General features: G+C 63.5%; 16 protein-coding genes and 1 pseudogene. 4 read left to right on the top strand and 13 right to left on the bottom strand.

The genetic code is table 11. The annotated features are described in order from the left end of the window. Position 1 precedes the first annotated feature (1 nt). Entirely contained in the window at positions 2-784 is a 783-nt protein-coding gene (locus V1292_RS15965; protein ID WP_334373682.1) for a 2-keto-4-pentenoate hydratase, read from the top strand. Positions 785-805: 21 nt separating this feature from the next. On the opposite strand, the gene V1292_RS15970 is transcribed toward V1292_RS15965, so the two are convergent. Further along, positions 806-1,237: a hypothetical protein gene (locus V1292_RS15970; RefSeq protein WP_334373683.1), complete on the bottom strand. Its 432-nt coding sequence runs from the start codon at positions 1,235-1,237 to the stop codon at positions 806-808. A 111-nt stretch (positions 1,238-1,348) separates the two neighbouring features. On the opposite strand from V1292_RS15970, the gene V1292_RS15975 reads away from it, so the two are divergent. Together V1292_RS15975 and V1292_RS15980 are read left to right on the top strand one after the other, a co-directional pair. Beyond that, a complete protein-coding gene (locus V1292_RS15975; RefSeq protein WP_334373684.1) occupies positions 1,349-1,549 on the top strand; it encodes a hypothetical protein in 201 nt (66 codons plus the stop codon). Between the two features lie 824 nt (positions 1,550-2,373). Next, complete coding sequence (locus V1292_RS15980) at positions 2,374-2,619, top strand: hypothetical protein (protein ID WP_334373685.1); 246 nt, start codon at positions 2,374-2,376, stop codon at positions 2,617-2,619. Positions 2,620-2,765: 146 nt separating this feature from the next. Here the strand turns inward: V1292_RS15980 and V1292_RS15985 are convergent, their stop codons facing one another. From V1292_RS15985 to V1292_RS16015, 7 genes and pseudogenes are all read right to left on the bottom strand, one after another. Continuing rightward, positions 2,766-3,734, bottom strand: a complete 969-nt coding sequence (locus tag V1292_RS15985) for an ABC transporter ATP-binding protein (protein WP_334373686.1) — start codon at positions 3,732-3,734, stop codon at positions 2,766-2,768. Further along, complete coding sequence (locus tag V1292_RS15990; protein WP_334373687.1) at positions 3,731-4,723, bottom strand: ABC transporter ATP-binding protein; 993 nt, start codon at positions 4,721-4,723, stop codon at positions 3,731-3,733. Before V1292_RS15990 ends, V1292_RS15985 begins: the two co-directional genes overlap by 4 nt. After that, positions 4,723-5,643, bottom strand: coding sequence for an ABC transporter permease (locus V1292_RS15995; protein WP_334373688.1), 921 nt, complete (start codon positions 5,641-5,643; stop codon positions 4,723-4,725). Before V1292_RS15995 ends, V1292_RS15990 begins: the two co-directional genes overlap by 1 nt. Continuing rightward, positions 5,609-6,568: an ABC transporter permease gene (locus V1292_RS16000; protein ID WP_334373689.1), complete on the bottom strand. Its 960-nt coding sequence runs from the start codon at positions 6,566-6,568 to the stop codon at positions 5,609-5,611. Before V1292_RS16000 ends, V1292_RS15995 begins: the two co-directional genes overlap by 35 nt. A 21-nt stretch (positions 6,569-6,589) precedes the next feature. Further along, complete coding sequence (locus tag V1292_RS16005; protein WP_334373690.1) at positions 6,590-8,386, bottom strand: peptide ABC transporter substrate-binding protein; 1,797 nt, start codon at positions 8,384-8,386, stop codon at positions 6,590-6,592. 182 nt (positions 8,387-8,568) lie between these two features. Continuing rightward, positions 8,569-9,989, bottom strand: a pseudogene (locus tag V1292_RS16010) (M20 family metallopeptidase). A 91-nt stretch (positions 9,990-10,080) separates the two neighbouring features. Further along, a complete protein-coding gene (locus tag V1292_RS16015) occupies positions 10,081-11,328 on the bottom strand; it encodes a multidrug effflux MFS transporter (protein WP_334373691.1) in 1,248 nt (415 codons plus the stop codon). A gap of 238 nt (positions 11,329-11,566) precedes the next feature. Between V1292_RS16015 and hemC the strand changes: the two genes are divergently transcribed. Continuing rightward, positions 11,567-12,553, top strand: a complete 987-nt coding sequence (hemC, locus tag V1292_RS16020; protein ID WP_334373692.1) for a hydroxymethylbilane synthase — start codon at positions 11,567-11,569, stop codon at positions 12,551-12,553. A 17-nt stretch (positions 12,554-12,570) separates the two neighbouring features. Here the strand turns inward: hemC and V1292_RS16025 are convergent, their stop codons facing one another. From V1292_RS16025 to V1292_RS16045, 5 genes are all read right to left on the bottom strand, one after another. Next, positions 12,571-13,530, bottom strand: coding sequence for a sugar ABC transporter substrate-binding protein (locus tag V1292_RS16025; RefSeq protein WP_334373693.1), 960 nt, complete (start codon positions 13,528-13,530; stop codon positions 12,571-12,573). A 57-nt stretch (positions 13,531-13,587) separates the two neighbouring features. Continuing rightward, positions 13,588-16,122, bottom strand: coding sequence for a branched-chain amino acid ABC transporter ATP-binding protein/permease (locus V1292_RS16030; RefSeq protein ID WP_334373694.1), 2,535 nt, complete (start codon positions 16,120-16,122; stop codon positions 13,588-13,590). Then, a complete protein-coding gene (locus V1292_RS16035; protein WP_057843407.1) occupies positions 16,119-16,994 on the bottom strand; it encodes a branched-chain amino acid ABC transporter permease in 876 nt (291 codons plus the stop codon). Before V1292_RS16035 ends, V1292_RS16030 begins: the two co-directional genes overlap by 4 nt. Before the next feature lie 229 nt (positions 16,995-17,223). Further along, entirely contained in the window at positions 17,224-18,468 is a 1,245-nt protein-coding gene (locus tag V1292_RS16040) for an ABC transporter substrate-binding protein (protein WP_334373695.1), read from the bottom strand. A gap of 177 nt (positions 18,469-18,645) precedes the next feature. After that, on the bottom strand, positions 18,646-19,539 hold the full coding sequence (locus tag V1292_RS16045) for an IclR family transcriptional regulator (protein ID WP_334373696.1): 894 nt from the start codon (positions 19,537-19,539) through the stop codon (positions 18,646-18,648). Positions 19,540-19,577 lie beyond the last annotated feature (38 nt).

The raw sequence follows: 19,577 nt of genomic DNA on the forward strand, positions 1-19,577 counted from the left end.
CATGGACATCGCTCACCAACGCGAACTCGCCCGCCTGCTCGCGACGCTGCGCCGTGATGGACGCCCGCAAAGCGGCCTCGATCAACGGCTGGTGCCGCCTGACAAGGCGACAGCCTATCGCGTCGCCGGCATGGTCGCGGAGGAACTGGGCTGGGAGGTCGTCGGCTGGAAGATCGCCGGCATGAAGGAGGGGCTGCAGCGTCAGCTTCGCACGGACTCGCCGATCTATGGCCGGGTGTTCGCACCGATCATGGAGTCGCCGGCCAGCGTCGAGCACGCCAAACTCTGCAGCCCGATTCCCGAAGTCGAGTATCAGGCGCGCTTGGGCGTCGATCTGCCGCCGCGCGAAAAGCCCTACACGCTGGCGGAGGTCACCGAGGCGGTAGCGTCGCTGCATACGGGAATCGAACTCGCCGAATGCCGCTTCGTCCACGACGCCGCATTTCCGCCGCTGCCCGCGATTCTCGCCGATGGCGCGGGAAGCGGCACCATCGTTTGCGGCGCCGCGATCCCCGATTGGAAGACGCGCGATATCGCCGGACAGGAAGTGTTGTTGACCTGTAATGGCACGCTGCGCCGAAAGGGCACGGCGGGGGAGGCGCTCGACCATCCGATGGTGCCGCTCACCTGGCTCGCCAACGAGCTCTCGCGCACCGGCATCGGAATGAAGGCGGGACAGACCGTCAGCACGGGAACGCTGACGGGCATGTTGCGGCCGAAGCCCGGTGAGGCCTATGTCGCGGATTTCGGCCCGTTCGGAACCGTTACGGCGACCTATGCGTGAAGGGCCGCGGCCAGGCCGGTCTCACTTGCCCTGTTCGGGAAGGTCGCCAAGAAGATTCGACAGCCTGACCGCAAGCTTTCGCAGCCGGACATTCTCCTCGATCAGCAGCCCGAGATCGCCGCTTTCCTGGTGCCGCGCGCCATCTCTGCGAAGTCCGTCGGCTTCGTCGAGCAGGGGCGATAGCGCGGCAAGGAGGGCGTCGCCTCGAAGCGGCGCGTTGCGCGCTTGAAGGTCGTACTTGCCCTGACGCAGCGGCACGACGTTGTCGCGATGTCCGGCGTCCTGAAATGCATCGACGCCGGCCTGTCTGGCACGCGGTGAGGGTTCGATACTCATGACAATTTCCTGATCACAAGGTGGCGCAGTCGCCTTTTCAGCGACGAACTTTCCATTGAGTCCGGGGCAAATTTGCGTCGGAAAGGCAACGGCGAAAAGGCTCGCCAGATAGTTCATGCGTCGCTCGAGTCACACGGCAGATCGGATTAGGCCTAATTTTTGACGTACCGCCGGCCTTTCTGGCGTTCCGGGGTGGGCTGGGGAGCAAACCACCTTAGGGGCGTACCGATGACGGATTTCCTGACCAATGCGGAGCACTGGCGCAAGCGCGCGGAACGGACGAGGGAGCTGGCTGCCGTTGCCGTCAAGGACCAGGGGCGCCTGCTCAAGGTGGCGGAAGAATACGATCGCCTGGCGGCGCTCGCCGAACGGCGGCGAAGCGCGCCGGTTCCGCCCGGTCCCTACGTTCCGGCAAGCCGGCCCGAATAAACCCTTCAATCGAAAAGCCGTCGTAAGAGGCGGGCCGTTTCCGCTTCCGCAGGCGCGTGGCTGCGTCATCGCGGCGGAGAAACGCGCCGCATACCCCAGATGTGTGACCTCTAAAACACAACTGCCAAGCAACGTTCAAGCCATTGTGATCGCGTGATTGCGGTCGAATCAACGAATCGCCTAGACCGTTAGCGGGGCTGGGAAGCGGAGAGTTAGTATGAGAGTCGCTTCCTTAGAAAGTGTACTGACGGCGGCTACGCTGGTATTGGCCATCGTCATCGTGCTGTGGGGAATCAAGATTTTCCACGGTGTGTGAACAGGCGAGCTGGCGTCGAACTAGAGACCTCCGGTCAAGAAGAGGCTCGCGACCAAGGCAGAGGCAAAGGCGTCACTTCCGCGGCGGCGGAGGCCTTCTTGTTCCTGGTTGCCCGACGCATCGTTCGCCGGAGGCTTGTCCCTTCCGACGCGTATCGAGTTTGATTTACGGCCTGGCGCGATACCGCACGGGCCGCGAGAGGCATTGGTTTCAAATTCCGCATGCATTTTGGTTATTATCTGATGATCGCAGCCCTTGTTCTCATGGGGCTTGAGGTTCTTTACGCGCTCTATCAATTGTCGACGTTTCTCTAGATCGCACGCGCAGGCTGCAGGTTTGCCCCGCGCGGGCCTTACGACTTGCCGCAATCACGCCGCTTTAGCGCCGGGGTCGTCTCCGCACGATTCCAATTTTAGTCGCAAATTTGCCTGCCGACTCACCTCATTCTCCGCGCGCGAGACAGGGTGACTGGGGGCACGTTCCGCTTTTTAAAATTGGAGTATCAATCATGCGAGTAGACCATCCGCAGCTTAATAAGCGAGACCGCCGCGCTGAACCTTCATTTTGGGTTGAGGAACCGACCGACGACGCTCTTTCACTGCTTGAGAATGCCCTGCGCGGGGACGAGCCCGCCCTTCGTCGAAACGAAAAGGCCGACGAAGCCCATGCGCTGATCGAGGAGAATGCCAGGCTTCGGGAGCTTTTGTCCCAGCTTTCGGACCTGATCCGCAAAAACGGCATTCAGACGCGCTAGACCAGCGCCACGATCTGATTTCGGCCCCGCCCCGGCAAGAAGCGTTGAACCGCTGCCGGGGCGGGGCCGCATTGTTTTCAAGGAATGAATTCTTTGCCGCCGCCGCATGAGAAGCGGCGGATGGCCCGGCCGGACACGCGCCACCATCAGGCCAGATGACACGCCACGAAATGCCCGTCGCTGCCTTGCTTCAATTCGGGCGCGCTCTCACGGCAGCGCGGTTCGGCGATCGGGCAGCGGGTGTGGAAGTGGCAGCCGCGCGGCGGGTTCATCGGGCTCGGCACGTCGCCCTGCAGCCGGATCCGCTTACGCTTCACCTTCGGGTCCGGCACCGGCACGGCGGAAAGCAGCGCCTGCGTGTAGGGATGTCGGGGATTGCGGTAGAGGTCGCTCGCGTCAGCCAGCTCGACGATGCGGCCGAGATACATCACCGCGACGCGGTCGGAAATATGCTCGACCACGGAGAGATCGTGGGCAACGAACAGATAGGTGAGCCCGAGCTCGGCCTGCAGGTCTTCCAACAGATTGATCACCTGCGCCTGAATGGAGACGTCGAGCGCGGAAACCGGCTCGTCGCAGACGACGAACTTGGGTTCCACCGCAAGCGCGCGCGCAATCACGATGCGCTGGCGCTGGCCGCCGGAAAATTCATGCGGGTAGCGGCGCATGTGCTCAGCCTTCAACCCGACCTTGACGAGCAGGCTCGCTACGCGGTCATCCCGCTCGCTTGCCGAGGAAGCGAGCGCGTGGATGGTGAAGGCTTCGCCGAGAATCGCGCCGACGGTCATGCGCGGATTGAGCGAGGCAAAGGGGTCCTGGAAGACGATCTGCATGTTGCGCCGCATGGCGCGCAAGTCGCCGCCGGAAAGGCCTCGCACGTCGCGCCCGTCGAAGACGATCTCGCCTTCGCTGGGTTCGACCAGGCGCAGCACGCAGCGCGCGGTGGTGGACTTGCCGCAACCGGACTCGCCGACCAGCCCGAGCGTTTCGCCGCGATTGACTGCAAACGACACGCCGTCCACCGCATGCACGCGCCCGACCTCGCGCGAAAGGAATCCGCCCTTGACGGGAAAGTGTTTTTTCAGATCGGTAACGCGCAGCAGGGGTTCGCTCATGCCGTCTCTCCGCGCACTTCTCCGAGGTGACACGCCATGCGATGGCCCGGTGCGACCTCGCGCAGCACCGGCTCCTGTTCGGCGCAACGACCAAACGCGTAGCGGCAGCGTGGCGCGAACCGGCAGCCGGGCGCGGGATTGATCAGGATCGGCACCGAGCCGCCGATCGCTTCCAGCCGGGTCTTGTGCGCGCTGGCGAGATCGATGCGCGGGATCGAGCGGATCAGGCCCTGCGTGTAGGGATGGTGCGGGCTTTCGAACAGGCTGTCGACATCGGCCTCTTCGACCACCTTGCCGGCATACATGACGACGACCCGCTGCGCGGTTTCGGCCACCACGCCCATGGCGTGGGTGATCAGCATCACCGCCATGCCGAAGCGTTCCTTCATGTCCTGCAGAAGATCGAGAATTTGCGCCTGGATAGTCACGTCGAGCGCGGTGGTCGGCTCGTCGGCGATGACGAGCTTGGGCTTGCAGGCAAGCGCCATCGCGATCATGACGCGCTGGCGCATGCCGCCCGAGAACTGATGCGGGTAATCGTGGACGCGGGCTTCCGCGTTGGGGATCTGCACAAGCTTGAACAGCTCGACCGTGCGGGCGAGCGCGTCCTTGCTCGAGAGGCCCTCGTGGCGGCGCAAGCTCTCGGCAACCTGTTCGCCGACAGTCAACACCGGGTTTAGCGAGGTCATCGGCTCCTGGAAGATGAAGCCGATATCCTTGGCGCGGATGTCGTCGAGCTCGCTACTGGTGAGCGGCACGAGGTCGCGGCCTTCGAACATGATTTGGCCTTCGACGATGCGGCCTGGCGGCATCGGAATGAGCTTCAGAACCGACATGGCTGTCACGGTCTTACCGCAGCCGGATTCGCCGACCACGCAGAGCGTCTCGCCCTTGTTGAGCGTGATGTCGACGCCGTCGACCGCCCTCAGCATGCCGTCGTCGGTAGCGAAGTGGGTTTTCAGGCCCTTGATTTCGAGCAATGGGGCCATCAGATCACCCGCCTTGCATCGAGCGCATCGCGCATGCCGTCGCCGATGAAATTGATGGCCACGACCGCGATGAAGATGGCGCCGCCCGGAAACAACGCCCAATGCGGACCGATGTCGAGATAGTCCTTGGCGTCGAACAACAGCCGCCCCCAGGTCGGGGTATCCGGCGGAAAGCCGAGGCCGAGAAACGACAGCGTCGATTCGGCGATGATCGCGGCGGCGACGTCGATGGTGCCGGCGATGATCACGGGGCCGACTGCGTTAGGCAGGATGTGCCGCACCACCTGCCGCAACGGGCTGGCGCCGAGCGCGCGCGCGGCTTCGACGAATTCCTTCTCGCGCAAGGAGAGGAACTGAGCGCGCACCAGCCGCGCGACCGGCATCCAGCGCAGGCCGCCGATGACGAGCACGATCAGGATGAAGATGCCGCCCTCGGGCCCGAATACGGATTTGAGCCCGTCGCGGAACAGATAGATCAGAAGCAGCAGCAGCGGCAGTTGCGGTAGCGAGAGGAACAGGTCGGTCAGCCACATCAGCGCGTGCCCGAGCGCCCCGCGCGACATGCCGGCGAGCGCGCCGATCAGCGTACCGACGAGGACGGCGACCGCCATGGCGGCAAGCCCAACCGCGAGCGAGATACGTCCACCATAGATCATGCGGGCGAGGATATCCTGTCCGAGATCGTCGGTGCCGAAGGGGTGGGCAAACGAGGGGCCCTCAAGGCGCGCATTGAAATCGATGTCGTTGATGCTGACGCGCCAGACGAATGGGCCGAATACCACCGCTGCGATCAGGACAAGCAGCAGGAACGCGCTGACCACGGCGAGCTTATGCCGGCGATAGCGCCGCCAAGTCTCGCGCCAGGGCGACCAGGCCGGCCGCCGCTCAGCGGAAGGAGATGCGAGGGTCAAGCCAGCCATAGAGGACATCCGCGATCAGGTTGAAGAGCACCACAAGACAGGCGAAGACGAAGGTCACGGCCATCACAACCGGCGTGTCGTTGGAGAGGATGGAGGAAATCAGCAGTGAGCCGATCCCCGGAATCCGGAAGATCTGCTCAGTGACAATGGCGCCGCCGAACACGGCGGGCATCTGCAGCGCGACCAGGGTGACGACCGGAATCATCGCGTTGCGCATCGCGTGCTTGACGATCACCCGGGGTTGCCCGAGGCCCTTGGCGCGGGCGGTGGTGACGTAGTCAAGGCGGATCACGTCCAGCATGGCCGAACGCACGAAGCGCGTCATCGAAGCCGCCTGGAACAGGCCGAGCACCATCACCGGCATGATGGCCTGGCGGATATGCTCGAAGAGCCAGCGTATCCCGGTCGCCTTGATATCGCTGGAATAGACAAAGGGCAGCCAGTCCAGCGTGATCGAGAAGACCAGAATGAATAGCAGCCCCGTGAAGAAAGTCGGCAGCGAGAAGCCGATGAAGGCAAACGTGTTGGCGATCTGATCGAAAATCGAATAGGGCCTGGTCGCGGCGAACACGCCCACGGGAATCGCGATCAGGAGCGCCAGTATTTGCGCCGAGCCAATCACGTAAAGCGTGGTCGGCAGGCGCTGCAGGATCAGCGTGTCGACGTTCATCCGGCTGACGAAGGAAAAGCCCCAGTCGCCTTGCGCCATCGCCGCTAGCCAGCGCAGGTAGCGGACGTAGATCGGATCGTCTAGGCCGAACTTGGCCCGAAGCGCCGCCCCGACTTCGGGCGGCACGTTCGGATTGGTCGCCAGTTCACTGAAGGGATCGCCGGGCGCGAGCGCCAGCACGATGAACAGAACGAGCGAAATGCCGAGCAGGCTCGGCACGGCGATCATGAGGCGACGCAGCACATACTGGCTCATGAGGGAAAAATCCCTTCGCGATCAGCCCGTCGCCTCCCGATACCAGTCGAATAGATTGTCGGTCTCGTTGGCCCAGCCACTGACCACCGGGCGCAGCGCATTGGCGGCAGCTTCCACTTTCAGGCGGTGCATCACCGGGATGAACACGATGTCCTGCATCATGATGTCGTTGGCCTTGATGTAGAGAGCGGCGCGCTTCACCATGTCGGTCTCGGCCTCGGCGGCGTCGATCGCCGCGTCATATTCCTTGTTGACCCAGCGCGGGAAGTTCACGCCCTGCCACTTGTTCTCCTTGGTGGCGACGTTGCGCGAATGATAGCGGCGCATGTGCTGGGCCGGGTCGGGTTGGCTCATCGGGATCTGGAACATCTCGAGGTCGGCATAGAACTTGGCGTAGGTGTCGGGGTTAGCGACGTCGGAGGAGAAGAACACCGAGGCGACCACCGATTTCAGCTCGACGTCGATGCCGGCCTTCTGACAGGCCTGCTTGACGATCGCCTGGGTCTTCTGGCGCGGGCCGTTGATCGCGGTCTGGTATAGAAGCTTCAGCTTCTTGCCGTCCTTCTCGCGGATGCCGTCCGCGCCGACTTTCCAGCCCGCGTCCTCCAGCAGCTTGGACGCCTTCTCGATGCTGAATTCCCAGCTAGTGTTTTTGGAAACAAACTTCTCGGGGCCGTTGAGGAAATTGGGCGTGACGCGTCCGGCGCGGCCGTAGATGACTTTCTTGACGGCCTCGCGGTCGACCAGCATGGAGAGTGCCTTGCGCACCGCGGGATCGGAGAGCAGCGGGTGCTTGGTCTTGATCGAGGAGCGCTCGCCGTCGACCTCGGTGTTGGGGTCGGTGAAGTTGAGGGCGATGAATTCGGTGTCGCCGCCGACCGCATAGACGGTCTTGCCCTTGCCGCCCTTTTCCAGGCGCAGCAGGACGTCGTCTTCCACCTGGATGTTCCAGCCGAAATCATACTCGCCGGTCTGGATGACGGCGCGCGCGGCCGAGACCGCATCGCCGCCGCCTTTCATCTCGACGGTGTCGAAGTGGGGGCGGTTCGGCATATGGTAGTCTGGATTGAGCACGCCGCGGATCACATCGCCCGGCTTGAACTCGACGAATTTGTAGGGACCGGTGCCGACCGGCGAAAGGTTGTTCGGCGCCTCGCGGGACTTGGCGCCTTTATATTCCGCGAACAGGTGTTTTGGGATGATGCTGCCGGGAGCGCCGACGAACGCATCGGCCCAGAACGGTGTCGGCTTCTTGAAGAGGATGCGGACCGTGAGGTCGTCGACCTTTTCCACGGTGATATCGCGGTGAACGCCGATGGTCACGGTGGCGGTGGCGGGATCGCGGGCGTATTCCCAGTTGAACACGACGTCGTCGGCGGTGAAGGGCTTGCCGTCGTGCCATTTGACGCCGGGCTTGAGTTTCCAGGTCACCGACATGCCGTCGGCGGCGAGGCCCCCGTTCTGCAGCGAGGGAATTTCGGCGGCCAGAACCAGCTTCATGTTGCCGTCCGGATCCCAGCAGGCGAGCGGCTCATAGAACAGGCGCGAGCCGTCCTGGTCCTTGGTGCCGGTGGCGAAATGCGGATTCAGCAAGGTCGGTCCCTGCCACCAGAGCAGCTTCAGCGCGCCGCCGCCGCCGCGCTTGGTCGGCTTGTAGACGGAGGGGCCTTCGGCCATGGCTACGCCGCCAACGGCCAGAATCTGCGTGGCCATGGGTGCGGTGAGACCGAAAGCAAGCATGCGCTGAACGAAGCCGCGGCGATCCATGCGCCCGTCCTTCACCTCGTCGATCATGGCTTTGAGTTCAGTGTCCAGCATCGTTGTCCCCGTCTGGTTTTCGTTTGGTTGTGGCCGGACCCGCGGGCCGCGGCCGGCGGAGGGTAGATTGCGCATCGTTTGAACGCAAACGGTTCAATGGTCGTCGTTTGGGCAAAAAGTCTTTGCACCGCACACGGCTTCGGCAATCCGGCCTTTTCTGTGCGCCAAATTTGTTCGCTTGGTCAGACGAGCGACATGTCCAGCGGCGGTGCCACGCTGTCCGGCAGCGGGCTGACATAGGGGGTGCGGGCGGTGCGCTTGTTCAGGTCGGCCTTGGCGGCGGCGATCAGGTCCGGTTCCGTCAGCGCCCTGACGCCGAGTCCCGCCATGGCCTTGGCGGCCTGCACCATCGCCTTGTGGGCGTGCGGGCTCTTGCCCTGTGCCACCACCTGCCAGGTGTGCAAGGGGGTGCCGATGGCAATGGTCGGGGCGTGAACCTGAACGGTCGGCACGACCCAGCTCACGTCGCCCACATCGGTGGATCCGATCAGCGGGTTGCGCTTGGCGTCAAGCGGCACGATGAAATCGGCCAGTGGCCGGTCGGTCGGCTCCATGCCGATCGCATGATAGACGGCGGCGATATCCTTCTCGGTCAGCGTCGAGCGGATTTTTTGCGCGAAATCCTTGTCGGCCTCGTCGAAATGTGGCGGGCCGAGTTCCTCCATGATGCCGTGAAGGGCCTGTTCGAGCGGGGTGTTGGGCAGCAAATTGGAGACGGCGGAAATGATCCGCATCTCCACACTCGTTTCGGTCATCAACGCGGCGCCTTGTGCGATCTTGTGGACGCGTTCCACCAGTTCGTTCATGCCGGGCAAATCGCGGGCGCGGATCGAATAGCGTACGCGCGCATGGGCCTGCACCACGTTCGGGGCGATGCCGCCGGTATCGAGTAGCGCGTAATGGACGCGGGCATCGCTCGGCATGTGCTCGCGCATGTAGTTGACGCCGACATTCATCAGCTCGACCGCATCCAGCGCGCTGCGGCCGAGATGCGGCGAGGCCGCGGCATGCGAGGTGCGCCCTGTGAAAATGAAATCGGCGCGGGTGTTGGCGAGCGAGGGGGTCACCACCACTTCCCAGAAACTGTGGGGGTGCCAGGTGATCGCGATATCGGCGTCGTCGAAGGCGCCCGATCGCACCATGAAGGTCTTTGCCGCTCCGCCTTCCTCCGCGGGGCAGCCGTAATAGCGCACGCGCCCCCCGGCGCCTTGTGCTCGGCTAGCCAATCCTTCACGGCGGTGGCCGCGAGCAGGGCGGCGGAACCAAGCAGATTGTGGCCGCAACCATGGCCATGGCCGCCGGCCTGCAGCGGCCGCGGTTCCGCCACGCCAGCCGCCTGACTGAGGCCGGGCAGGGCGTCATATTCGCCAAGGAAGGCGATCACGGGTCCGCCTTCGCCCCATTCGCCCATCAGGGCGGTAGGAATGCCTGCGACCTGCTCCGTGATGCGGAAACCCTGATGACGCAGCTCGGCGAGATGTTCGGCGCAAGATCGCGCCTCGGTGTAGCAGATCTCGGGCATCGCCCAGACCCGGTCGCTTAGGGCGGTGAAGCGCGGCTTGATGGTGTCGACGCCACGCCAGATGCTACTGCGGTTATCCATCTTCCAATTCCTGAAACTGAAGGCGATGTGAGCAATTGTTATCAGCTTCGCGAGATAACGCCCAGCGCAGGGCAGGTATCCGCCATGCTCGTCACACCTTCAAGACGTGCGGCCTGAACAGCCGGCCTTTCTCCACCACCAGCACCACCGCGAGCGCGGCCAGCGTGCAGAGCAGGAAGCCGGTCGCGAACGGCACCAGCGTGCCGTCGTAGCCCTGGCCGATGGTGGCGCCGATGCCGATGCCGAGCAGGGTGGTGATCGAGCCGTACAGCGACGCAGCGGTGCCGGCGATATGGCCCTGCGGCTCCATGGCGAGCGCGGTGAAATTGGCGATCATCAAGCCGAACGCAAACATCATCGATACCGAGAGCACCATGAACAGCGGCAACGGCAGCATCTGCATTTTCGCCGCCACCAGCATGGTTGCGGCGATGACCACGAAGCCTAGCAGCGCAGCATGGGAGATCACGCGCATGCCGAGGCGGCCGACGAGGCGGGAATTGACGAAGCCGGCGATGGCGGTTCCGACCGCGACGCCGGCAAACGCAACCGGAAAATAATATCCGAGGTTGTAGATCTCGGTGAACACCTGCTGCGACGTAAACACGAACGCGAACAGCGAACCCAATACGCCGCCGGCGACCAGCGCATAACCCAGCGTCTGGCGGTTGGTCAGCGTCTGGCGGAACGCATCGAACACCTCGCCGACGGCGAGCGACCTGCGCCTTTCGACCGGCAGCGTCTCCGGCATGCGCAGCGCACTCCAGATCAACGCCACCACGCCATACAGCGTCAGCACGATAAAGATGCCGCGCCATTGCGTCAGTAGCAGCACGGCCTGGCCGAAGGCCGGGGCGACCACGGGCACCGCAATGAATATCATCATCGCCAGCGACATTACGCTCGCCATGCGCCGGCCGGCATAGCAGTCGCGCACGATTGAGGTTGCGATCACACGCGTGGCCGAGGTGCTGAGGCCCTGCAGTGCGCGTGCCAGCAGCAACGTCTCGAACGATGGGGCGGCGATCGCGAGCAGGCCGGCAGCGCAGTAGACGACCATGCCGCCGAGCAGGACCGGCCGCCGGCCGAACCGGTCGGATAAGGGGCCCATGACGAACTGCCCGACGCCGAAGCCGACCAGGAAGATCGACAGCACCATCTGCGGCCGGTTGACTGAAGTGATGTGGAAGGCGGACGCGATGTCCGGCAGCGCCGGCAACATCATGTCCATCGCAAGCGGATTCAGCGCCATGATCGACGCGATCACGATTACGAATTCCGGGAAGCCCATCGGGCGGTGGCCTGAAGCGGCCAAGGCATCGGCACTGGTATCGGACAACGAAAAATCCTCTTGCGGAGCGCAATCTATTCATGGTGCTGCGGCGCACAATCTGCGTTTTGGTATAGCAGCCCGGCACCATCGGAGCCGATAGGCACGCCCTGCCCACACAGGCGGCAACGCGTTCCGCTGCCGGCCAAAGTCATTGTTCTGGTGGGCCGCTTGTTCTATCCCGTACCGGCTGGAAACGACAGCCGGTGGCTTACGTTCGAACGGAGATCTTGTGTCAGGACAGACCTTGAAGATTGGCACGCGCAAGAGCGCGATGGCGCTGGCGCAGACCGAAGCGATCGCACGGCTGCTGCGCGCGGCCGATCCCGCGCTCGATGTCGAGATCGTCAAGTTCGAAACCCGCGGCGACCAGGACCAGACCAGTAAGCTGCTGCGCCACGGCGGCAAGGGCGGCGCCTTCGTCGCCGAAATTCGCGAGGCCATGCGCGGCGGAGAATTGCAGGCGGCGATGCATTCGCTCAAGGACGTTCCCGGCAACGAGGAGACCCCTAGCCTGATCATCGCGGCGACCCTGCCGCGCGATCCGGCCAACGACGCGCTGGTGCTGCGTCCGGGCCTTTCGCTGGATGTGTTTCGCGCATCGAAAGGTAAAGGCTTCAAGATCGGCACCAATGCGGTGCGCCGCGCCGCCTATCTGCGCCGGCTGTTCCCCGAGGCCACCGTAATCCATTTCCGCGGCGCCGCCGATACCCGCGTCGCAAAGCTCGATCGCGGCGACAAGCAGCGGCTTCCCGATGGCGGCGAGGTGGGACCGGCGGATGCGCTGGTGATGGCAAGGTCAGGGCTCGAACGCATCGGAATGGCATCGCGCATCGTCCATGACTTTTCGGTTCGCGAAATGCTGCCCGCGGTAGGGCAGGGCATCGTCGCAGTGGAATGCGTCGAAAAGGACTGGGTCACGCGCGGCCGGCTCGCCAGGATCGAGGACGCCTCGTCGCGCCTCTGCGCCGAGGCCGAACGCGAAGTGCTGTGGGTTTTAAACGGCCACTGCAACTCGCCGATCGCCGGCCACGCGACGTTGGCGGACCATGAGATGACGCTGACGGCCGCCGTGCTGGATGAAGCCGGCGACCGCTTTATCGAGGTGTCGCGGACCGGCGCGACAGATCGCCCTCGCGAGCTCGGCCGTGCGGTTGGGCTCGAGTTACTCGACAAGGGCGCCGCGGAGATCATCGCGCGGACGAGGCCGGAGGAGGATTCGCTGCTTTCGTGAACGCGCGGTTGCCGCAATCAGCGCGCCACGTCACTCCATTCCGGGCAGGTCCGCTGGTCGACCGGCACCAGCCAAGCCTTGTAGTTGGTCTTGTCGATCACTTCCGCCGGCAGCATCACCTTATCCGGTAGCGGCTCCTTCTTGAGGTGACGCACCGCCGCCCGCGTCGCCGTGCAGCCGATCTTGAACATGTTGAAGTCGACGGTGGCTAACATCCCGTCGGCTTCGATCTGCTTCACGGCGGGAAGAATGCCGTTGATACCGATCACGGTCGCCGTCCGGTTGGCGGCCTTGAGCGCTTCGAGCACGCCCAGCGCCATGGTGTCATTGGCCGACAGCACCGCATCGATTTCGTTGTGCTCGGAAAGAAACTTTTCCATCACGCGCCGGGCGTCGGGCTGCTGGTAATTGCCGATCCCCGATCCCAAGACTTGGATGCCGGGAAATTCAGCGAAGGCACGCTGGTAGCCCCGCACGCGTTCGCGATTGGTCGGCGCCGCCGGCGTTCCCTCGATGACGACGATTTTCCCTTTGCCGCCGAGCTTTTCGAAGAGATAGCGCGCTTCGCGGTATCCGATCTCGAAGTCGTCGGCGCCGACATAAGTGACGAAGCTGCCGGGCAGCGGATTGGAAACTAGCACGATCGGGATTCTGGCGTCGTTGAGCCTTTTGACGGAATCGACCATGGCGACGTCATCGACCGGGATGAAGATGACGGCGTCGGGCCTGTCCTTCAGCACCTGATCCACCATGGCCTTTTGTTCGTCAACGTTGTCGGGCTGGTTCGGGACAAGGTGGATCACCTTCACGCCTGTCGTGCGGGCGATCTGGTCCGAGGCGATACGAAAGGCCTCATAGGCCGGGTTGGTGCGGTTCTTGGTGAATACCGCGATGGTCATCGGATTGTCGGCGGCTCTGGCGCTGATCGCATAGAGCGCTATGACACCTGACAACATAGCCTTCACGAGATATCGCATTGTCGCCTCCGGAGAGTTTAGAGCCGTCATTGCTCCTCGCAATGACGGGCGTTGCAGTCATAGCCACAAAATCTTCTTGCGATATTCGAGATCCGTCAGCAGCGGTTGCGCCGGTCCTTGATGGAACACCGCGCCGCGTTCCAGTGCGAAGACGCGGTCGGCGAGCGCCAGCACCAGGTCGAGATTGTGCTCGACGATCACGATGGAGATGTGTTGCCGCAGTCGGTCGAACACCTTGAACAGTTCGAGGATCACGGCCGGTGCCAGCCCCTCGAAGGGCTCGTCGAGCAGCAGGAGTTTGACATTGCCGGACATCGCGCGCGCCACCGCCACCATCTGCTGCTCGCCGCCGGAAAGATAATCCGCCGCGACGTCCATGCGTTCGCGCAAACGCGGGAAATAGTCGAGGATCTGCGCTTCGTCCCACACCACGCCGTTGCTGCCGTCGGTCTTGCGCGCGAGATGCCCGAGCGAGAGATTTTCCCGTACCGTCATCCCGGCGAACAGGCCGCGGCCCTGCGGCACATAGCCGATGCCGGCGCGCGCGATCTCGGGCGCGGGCAGGCGGGAGATGTTCATGCCGGCATACTCGATCGTACCCGACGACAGCGGCACGAGGCCCGCGAGCGTCTTTAGGAGCGTCGACTTGCCGGCGCCGTTGCGGCCGAGCAGCGCAACGATTTCACCTTCGCGCACGTCGAGGGTGGCGTCGTGCAGGATATGGCTCTTGCCGTAAAACGTGTTGACGCGCTCGAAGCGCAGAATGGGGACTGTGCTGTCGCGGGCCTGCTCGCTCGCGATGTGCTCGACCTCGGGCACGCCAGTGCCGGTATAGATTTCCTGCACCTTGCGGTCGGCCCGCACGGCCTCTGGCGTCCCGGTCATCAGCACTTCGCCCTGGTTCATCACGGTGACGGTGCGGGAGAAGCCGAGCACGCGATCGATGTCGTGCTCGACGATCAGGACCGGAATGTTGGCGGCGATGTTCTTGACGAGGTTCGAGACGCGCTCGCGCTCGGCGGCAGCCAGCCCGGCGAGCGGTTCATCCAGCAACAGCACCTGCGGTTTGGAGCCGAGCGCAATCCCGAGATCGACCAGCCGCTGCCCGCCATAGGACAGTTCACCACCTTCGATAGTCTCGATGCCTTCGAGGCCAAGGAACTTGATCAGCTCCGCCGTCTCGGCGTGGATATCCCTGTAATGGTCGATGTCGCGCCACAGGTCGAAACGCCCCGGGCTCTGCGCCTGCAGCGACAGGCGGAGATTTTCGTAGATCGAAAGGCCCTTGAACAGGTTGGTGATCTGGAACGAGCGGGCCAGCCCCTGATGGCAGATCGCCTCCGACGGCACGCCCTGGATCTCGCGGCCGTTCAGCTTGATGGTGCCGCTGTCGGTCGGATAGAGGCCGGAGACCAGATTGAACAGCGTGGTTTTTCCCGCACCGTTCGGCCCGATCAAGGCGTGGATTTCGCCCGCGCCGACGGTGAGGCTCGCATCGGCCACCGCGCGGATGCCGCCAAAGCTCTTTGAGACGCCTTGCACGTCGAGCACGGTGCCCTCGAGCGCTCTCGGCCGCAGGAAAGCCGGCAAAGGCAGGCCTTGGTAGATTTTTCGCCTGCTCATGGCGGCGGACTCTTCCGGCGGTGGCCACCAGCGCTTTGCGAGTGTCGCCCAGATGCCGACGAGACCGCCCGGCGAGTACAGCACGAAGGCGACGAAGACGAGACCGAACCAGAGCAGCCAGTTCGGCGTCCAGATTGAAAACAACTCGCGGAACAGGATGAAGAACAGCGCGCCGATCGCCGGCCCCAGCATGCTGCGCATGCCGCCGATCACGACGATGGCGAGCAGTTCGCCTGAGAAGGGGACGGAGACGGCCTCGGCAGAGACCAGATAATTCTGGAAGCCGATCAGCCCGCCGGCAAAGCCGGTCACGACCGCCGAGATCACGAAGACGCCGAGCTTGTAGCGCTCGACCGGATAGCCCTGGAACGTGGCGCGCAACTGGTTCTCGCGGATCGCCATCAGCACATGGCCGAACGGCGAGCGCACCAGCCGCAGCAGGAGATAAAGCACGCCGAGGCAGAGCACGGAGACGACGATGTAGTAGTTGAGCGCGTTGTCGAGGCTGAACGGGCCAAGGCTGCCCCGCTTCAGGCCGCCGAGACCGTCCTCGCCGCCAGTTACCGCGGTCCAGCGAAAAGCGATGGTGTAGGTCAGCGCCGACAGCGCCAGCGTCAGCAGCGAGAAATAGACGCCGCGCCGGCGCAAAATGACGAACCCGACGAAGGTCGCGATGACGGCGACGACGATCGCCGCCAGCGCGAGCGGCAGGAAGATATCGTTGTTGAACCAGTTGCGCTGGATCAGTCCCGACGCATAGGCGCCGATGCCGAACCAGGCGCCGTGGCCGAACGAGACCAGCCCGGTGTAGCCGATGCAGAGGTTGAGCCCCATCGCGGCAATGGCGAGCGCCACCACCATGGTGCCGGTGTTGAGTGACAGGCCGAGCAGATGGAGGCCGAACGGCAGCACGATGACGGCGAGCGCGGCCAGCAGCAGCGGACGAAATTTGGCGGCAGGCATCATCATTCGAACTTCTCGATACGTTCGCCGAGCAGCCCGCGCGGCCGCACCATGAGCACCAGGAACATCAGCACATAGATCGAGGCTTCACCGGCGGCCGGTGCGAAGTGGATGGTGATGCCCCTGACGACACCGACCAGAAGAGCGGATATCACCACGCCCCAAAAACTGCCGAGGCCGCCGATCACGACGACGACAAAGGCGACGGTGATGATCTCGGCGCCCATCGCTGGATGCACGATCGTGATCGGTGCAAAGAAGGCGCCGCCGAGCGCGGCCATGCCGACGCCCAGCATGACGATCGCGGTCATGTAGGGCTGCAGGCGAATGCCGAGTGCGGCGACCATGTCCGGCCGCTGGATGCCGGCGCGCACCACGCGGCCGAACGACGTCTTATGCAGCAGCAGCCAGACACCGAGCAGGACTGCAGCGACGACGGCGAGGATGAGCAAGCGATAGCGCGAGAACAGGAAATCGCCGAGGAACACCGAGCCGCGAAGCGCCTGCGGGATCGCGGCCGATATCGGCGGCGCGCCCCAGATGATACGGATCGCCTGTTCGGTCACCATGGCGAGGGCGAACGTCACCAAAAGGCTCAGGATCGGATCGGCGTCGTAGAACCTTCGCAGGATGAAGCGCTCGAAGAGAATGCCGAGCAGCGCGACGGCGACCGGCGACAGCACCACCGCCGACCCGAAGCCGAGATATTTCGTGATCTCGACGGAAATGTAGGCGCCGAGCGCATAGAACGCGCCATGGGCGAGGTTGACGATGCCGCCGACGCTGAAGATCAGCGACAGCCCAAGCGCAATCAGGAGGTAATAGCCTCCGAGCACCAGGCCATTCACCACCTGTTCAAGCAGGAATCCAAACTGCATCTGCGATCCGCGACTCTTAAAACGCGCTTGAAAAAAAGACGGCGCCGTTAGCGCCAGCGTGTCCACCCGTATCGGGCTTCTACTGCGTCATAACTGATCAAACCCCTCATCCTGAGGAGCCCGCTAGAAGCGGGCGTCTCGAAGGATGTAGGCCACAGGCGGGGCCTCATGGTTCGAGACGCCCGCTTCGCGCTCCTCACCATGAGGGTTTATGACGCCGGATCATGCTCTATGCCTTCATGTTGCAGGGATTTTGCGTCTTCGTCGGGTAGATCGATTCAAGGTCGGCGCCCGCGGCCGGCACGGCCTCGCCGAGCACCAGCATGTCCCACTTGTCCTTCATCTCGCCCTTCGGCTTCACCGTGAACGGATAGGCTTCCTGGACGAGCTGATGGTCCCAGGATCGGAAATACGCCTTGCGCGACTTCATGATGTCGAACTGCGTCTGCTTCTCGAAATAGCCGATCAGTGCGTCGCTCTCGGTCGACTTGGTCTCGGTGATCGCCTGCGCGATCATTTTCAGTGTGATGTATTCGATCCAGGCATGGTTTTCAGGCGGCTTGCCGTATTTCTTGCTGAAGGCATCGACGAAGGCCTTGGACGCCGGATTGTCGAGCGTGTGGTACCAGACCGTGGGCCAGGTGCCGGAAAGATTGCCTTCGCCCATCGCCCAGGCGTCGCCGGTGTTGAGGTTGAAGCCGACGAGCGGGTAGGGGAAGCCGAACTCGGCATATTGCTTGACGAGATTGGTCACCTGGTTGCCGGCGAGGTTGCAGCAGACGACATCGGGCTTGGCCTGCCGCACCTTCAGGAGATACGGGCTGAAGTCGGTAACGTCTGTCGCGATCAGCTCGTCGCCGATCAGGGTAGCGTCGTTGGCGCTGAAGAAGGCCTTCGCCGCCTTCAAGAGGTCGTGGCCGAAAATGTAGTCCGCCGTCAGCGTAACGAACTTCTTGCCCTTCACCATGCCCTTCTGTTTGAGCGCGGTGCCGACGGCGTTGACCATCACCGTATTGGGAATGTCGCAATGGAAGGAGTAGCGGTTGCAATCCTTGCCGCGTAGCGCGTCCGAGCGCGCGCCGGTCGAGAAGAACACTTTCTTGTTGCGCTCGGCGACCTGCATGATGGTCAGCGACGAGGCGGATGAGATTTCGCCGAACAAGAGCACGGCGCCGTCCTGCTCGATCATGCGTTGCGCCTTGGTCGAGGCGGTGGCGGGATTGACCGAGTCTTCCGACATCAGGTCGATTGGCTTGCCCATGATGCCGCCGGACGCGTTGATCTCTTCCGCCGCCATCTTCACCCCTAACTGGGCGTAGCTGCCGATCGCGCCGAGGAAGCCGGTCAGCGGCACCAGATGGCCGATTTTTATTCGCGCGGCCTGTGCGTGAACGATGGCGGGAGATCCGATAGCGGATACGCCGGCAAAAGCGGCGCCGGCTTTCAACAAAGTACGTCGGCTGTAGCGGGTCATCACTGATCTCCTCCCCGAGAGTACGTCGCGACGTTCTCCCTCCGATTCCCGCTTATGCGACAATGTGAGAGACGTTCTTTTATTGTTGTAAGATATTTCCGGACGCAGTCGCTCCTGTCAACGCCAAATGCGTCGCAGCCGCGTTCTGCCGTGCGGAGAGGATTTAGATCAATCGGATCAGGAGGATTTCGCCAGGCCCCGCGCGCCGAATTCGATCGACAGCCGGCTGGCGGCCGATTGCACCAGCTTGGCGCGGCTCTGCACCACCTGGTCGGTCATGCGCCAGATCGGGCCGGAAATGCCGAGCGCGCCGATCACTTCGCCGGTGAAATGATACACCGGCACCGCAACGCAGCGGACTTCTGCGTTGTATTCGCCGTCGTCGAAGGCGATCGCGTTGCGGCGGATTTCGGCGATCTCGCGCATCAGCACGGCGGGATCGGTGATCGACTTTTTCGTCGAGGGTTTTAATTCGACGCGTTCGAGAAAGCGCTTCAACTGGTCCGGGCGGAGCGAGGCCAGCATGATCTTGCCGAGCGCGGTGCAGTGCGCCGGCCGCACCACGCCGACGCGGTCGGCCAGTTGGAACGCGCCAGCCCCGCTGGTGCGGGCGATCACGACAACCGCGTCGCCCATGCGCACGGCAAAATGACCGCTCTCGCCGGTCTCTCGCGACAGCTCTTCCAGGATCGGCGTGGCCAGATTGACCATCTCGATTTCGTCGAGCGCGCTTGCCGCCAGCGCAAACAGCGGCCGGCCGACGCGGTAGCGCTTGGAATCGCGCTCCTGGCGGAGATAGCCGAGCGAGACTAGCGTCTTGGCGAGGTGGAAGGTGGTGGAATTGTGCAGGCCCACCAGCTTGCTGAGATCAGCCAATCCAATGCCTTCGCGGTGGCGCGCGACTTCTTCCAGGATCGAAAACGCGCGCCCGAGCGACTGCACGCCGCCGCGTGCACGCTCCTCGGCCTCGTCGTCGATATTGGGCTCGCTCGATGGCATCAGCCTTGCGATCGAAACCTTGCGTGGGCCTGCAGGCTTGTCGCTCGTCTTCGGCTTGGTGCGCGGCTTCACAGAATCAGTTCTCCAGGTGGCGAGGCGAAGTCTAGCAG

Source organism: Bradyrhizobium sp. AZCC 1719, from assembly GCF_036924525.1.
Taxonomy (GTDB): domain Bacteria; phylum Pseudomonadota; class Alphaproteobacteria; order Rhizobiales; family Xanthobacteraceae; genus Bradyrhizobium.

What these genes read in the sequence shown, in the direction of transcription:
- V1292_RS16000 (WP_334373689.1), bottom strand. Translation starts at nt 6,568, where the DNA reads ATGAGCCAGTATGTGCTGCGTCGCCTCATGATCGCCGTGCCGAGCCTG.
- V1292_RS15980 (WP_334373685.1), top strand. Translation starts at nt 2,374, where the DNA reads ATGCGAGTAGACCATCCGCAGCTTAATAAGCGAGACCGCCGCGCTGAA.
- V1292_RS15965 (WP_334373682.1), top strand. Translation starts at nt 2, where the DNA reads ATGGACATCGCTCACCAACGCGAACTCGCCCGCCTGCTCGCGACGCTG.
- V1292_RS15970 (WP_334373683.1), bottom strand. Translation starts at nt 1,237, where the DNA reads ATGAACTATCTGGCGAGCCTTTTCGCCGTTGCCTTTCCGACGCAAATT.
- V1292_RS15990 (WP_334373687.1), bottom strand. Translation starts at nt 4,723, where the DNA reads ATGGCCCCATTGCTCGAAATCAAGGGCCTGAAAACCCACTTCGCTACC.
- V1292_RS16030 (WP_334373694.1), bottom strand. Translation starts at nt 16,122, where the DNA reads ATGATGATGCCTGCCGCCAAATTTCGTCCGCTGCTGCTGGCCGCGCTC.
- V1292_RS16035 (WP_057843407.1), bottom strand. Translation starts at nt 16,994, where the DNA reads ATGCAGTTTGGATTCCTGCTTGAACAGGTGGTGAATGGCCTGGTGCTC.
- V1292_RS15985 (WP_334373686.1), bottom strand. Translation starts at nt 3,734, where the DNA reads ATGAGCGAACCCCTGCTGCGCGTTACCGATCTGAAAAAACACTTTCCC.
- V1292_RS15995 (WP_334373688.1), bottom strand. Translation starts at nt 5,643, where the DNA reads ATGGCTGGCTTGACCCTCGCATCTCCTTCCGCTGAGCGGCGGCCGGCC.
- V1292_RS16025 (WP_334373693.1), bottom strand. Translation starts at nt 13,530, where the DNA reads ATGCGATATCTCGTGAAGGCTATGTTGTCAGGTGTCATAGCGCTCTAT.
- V1292_RS16040 (WP_334373695.1), bottom strand. Translation starts at nt 18,468, where the DNA reads ATGACCCGCTACAGCCGACGTACTTTGTTGAAAGCCGGCGCCGCTTTT.
- V1292_RS15975 (WP_334373684.1), top strand. Translation starts at nt 1,349, where the DNA reads ATGACGGATTTCCTGACCAATGCGGAGCACTGGCGCAAGCGCGCGGAA.
- V1292_RS16005 (WP_334373690.1), bottom strand. Translation starts at nt 8,386, where the DNA reads ATGCTGGACACTGAACTCAAAGCCATGATCGACGAGGTGAAGGACGGG.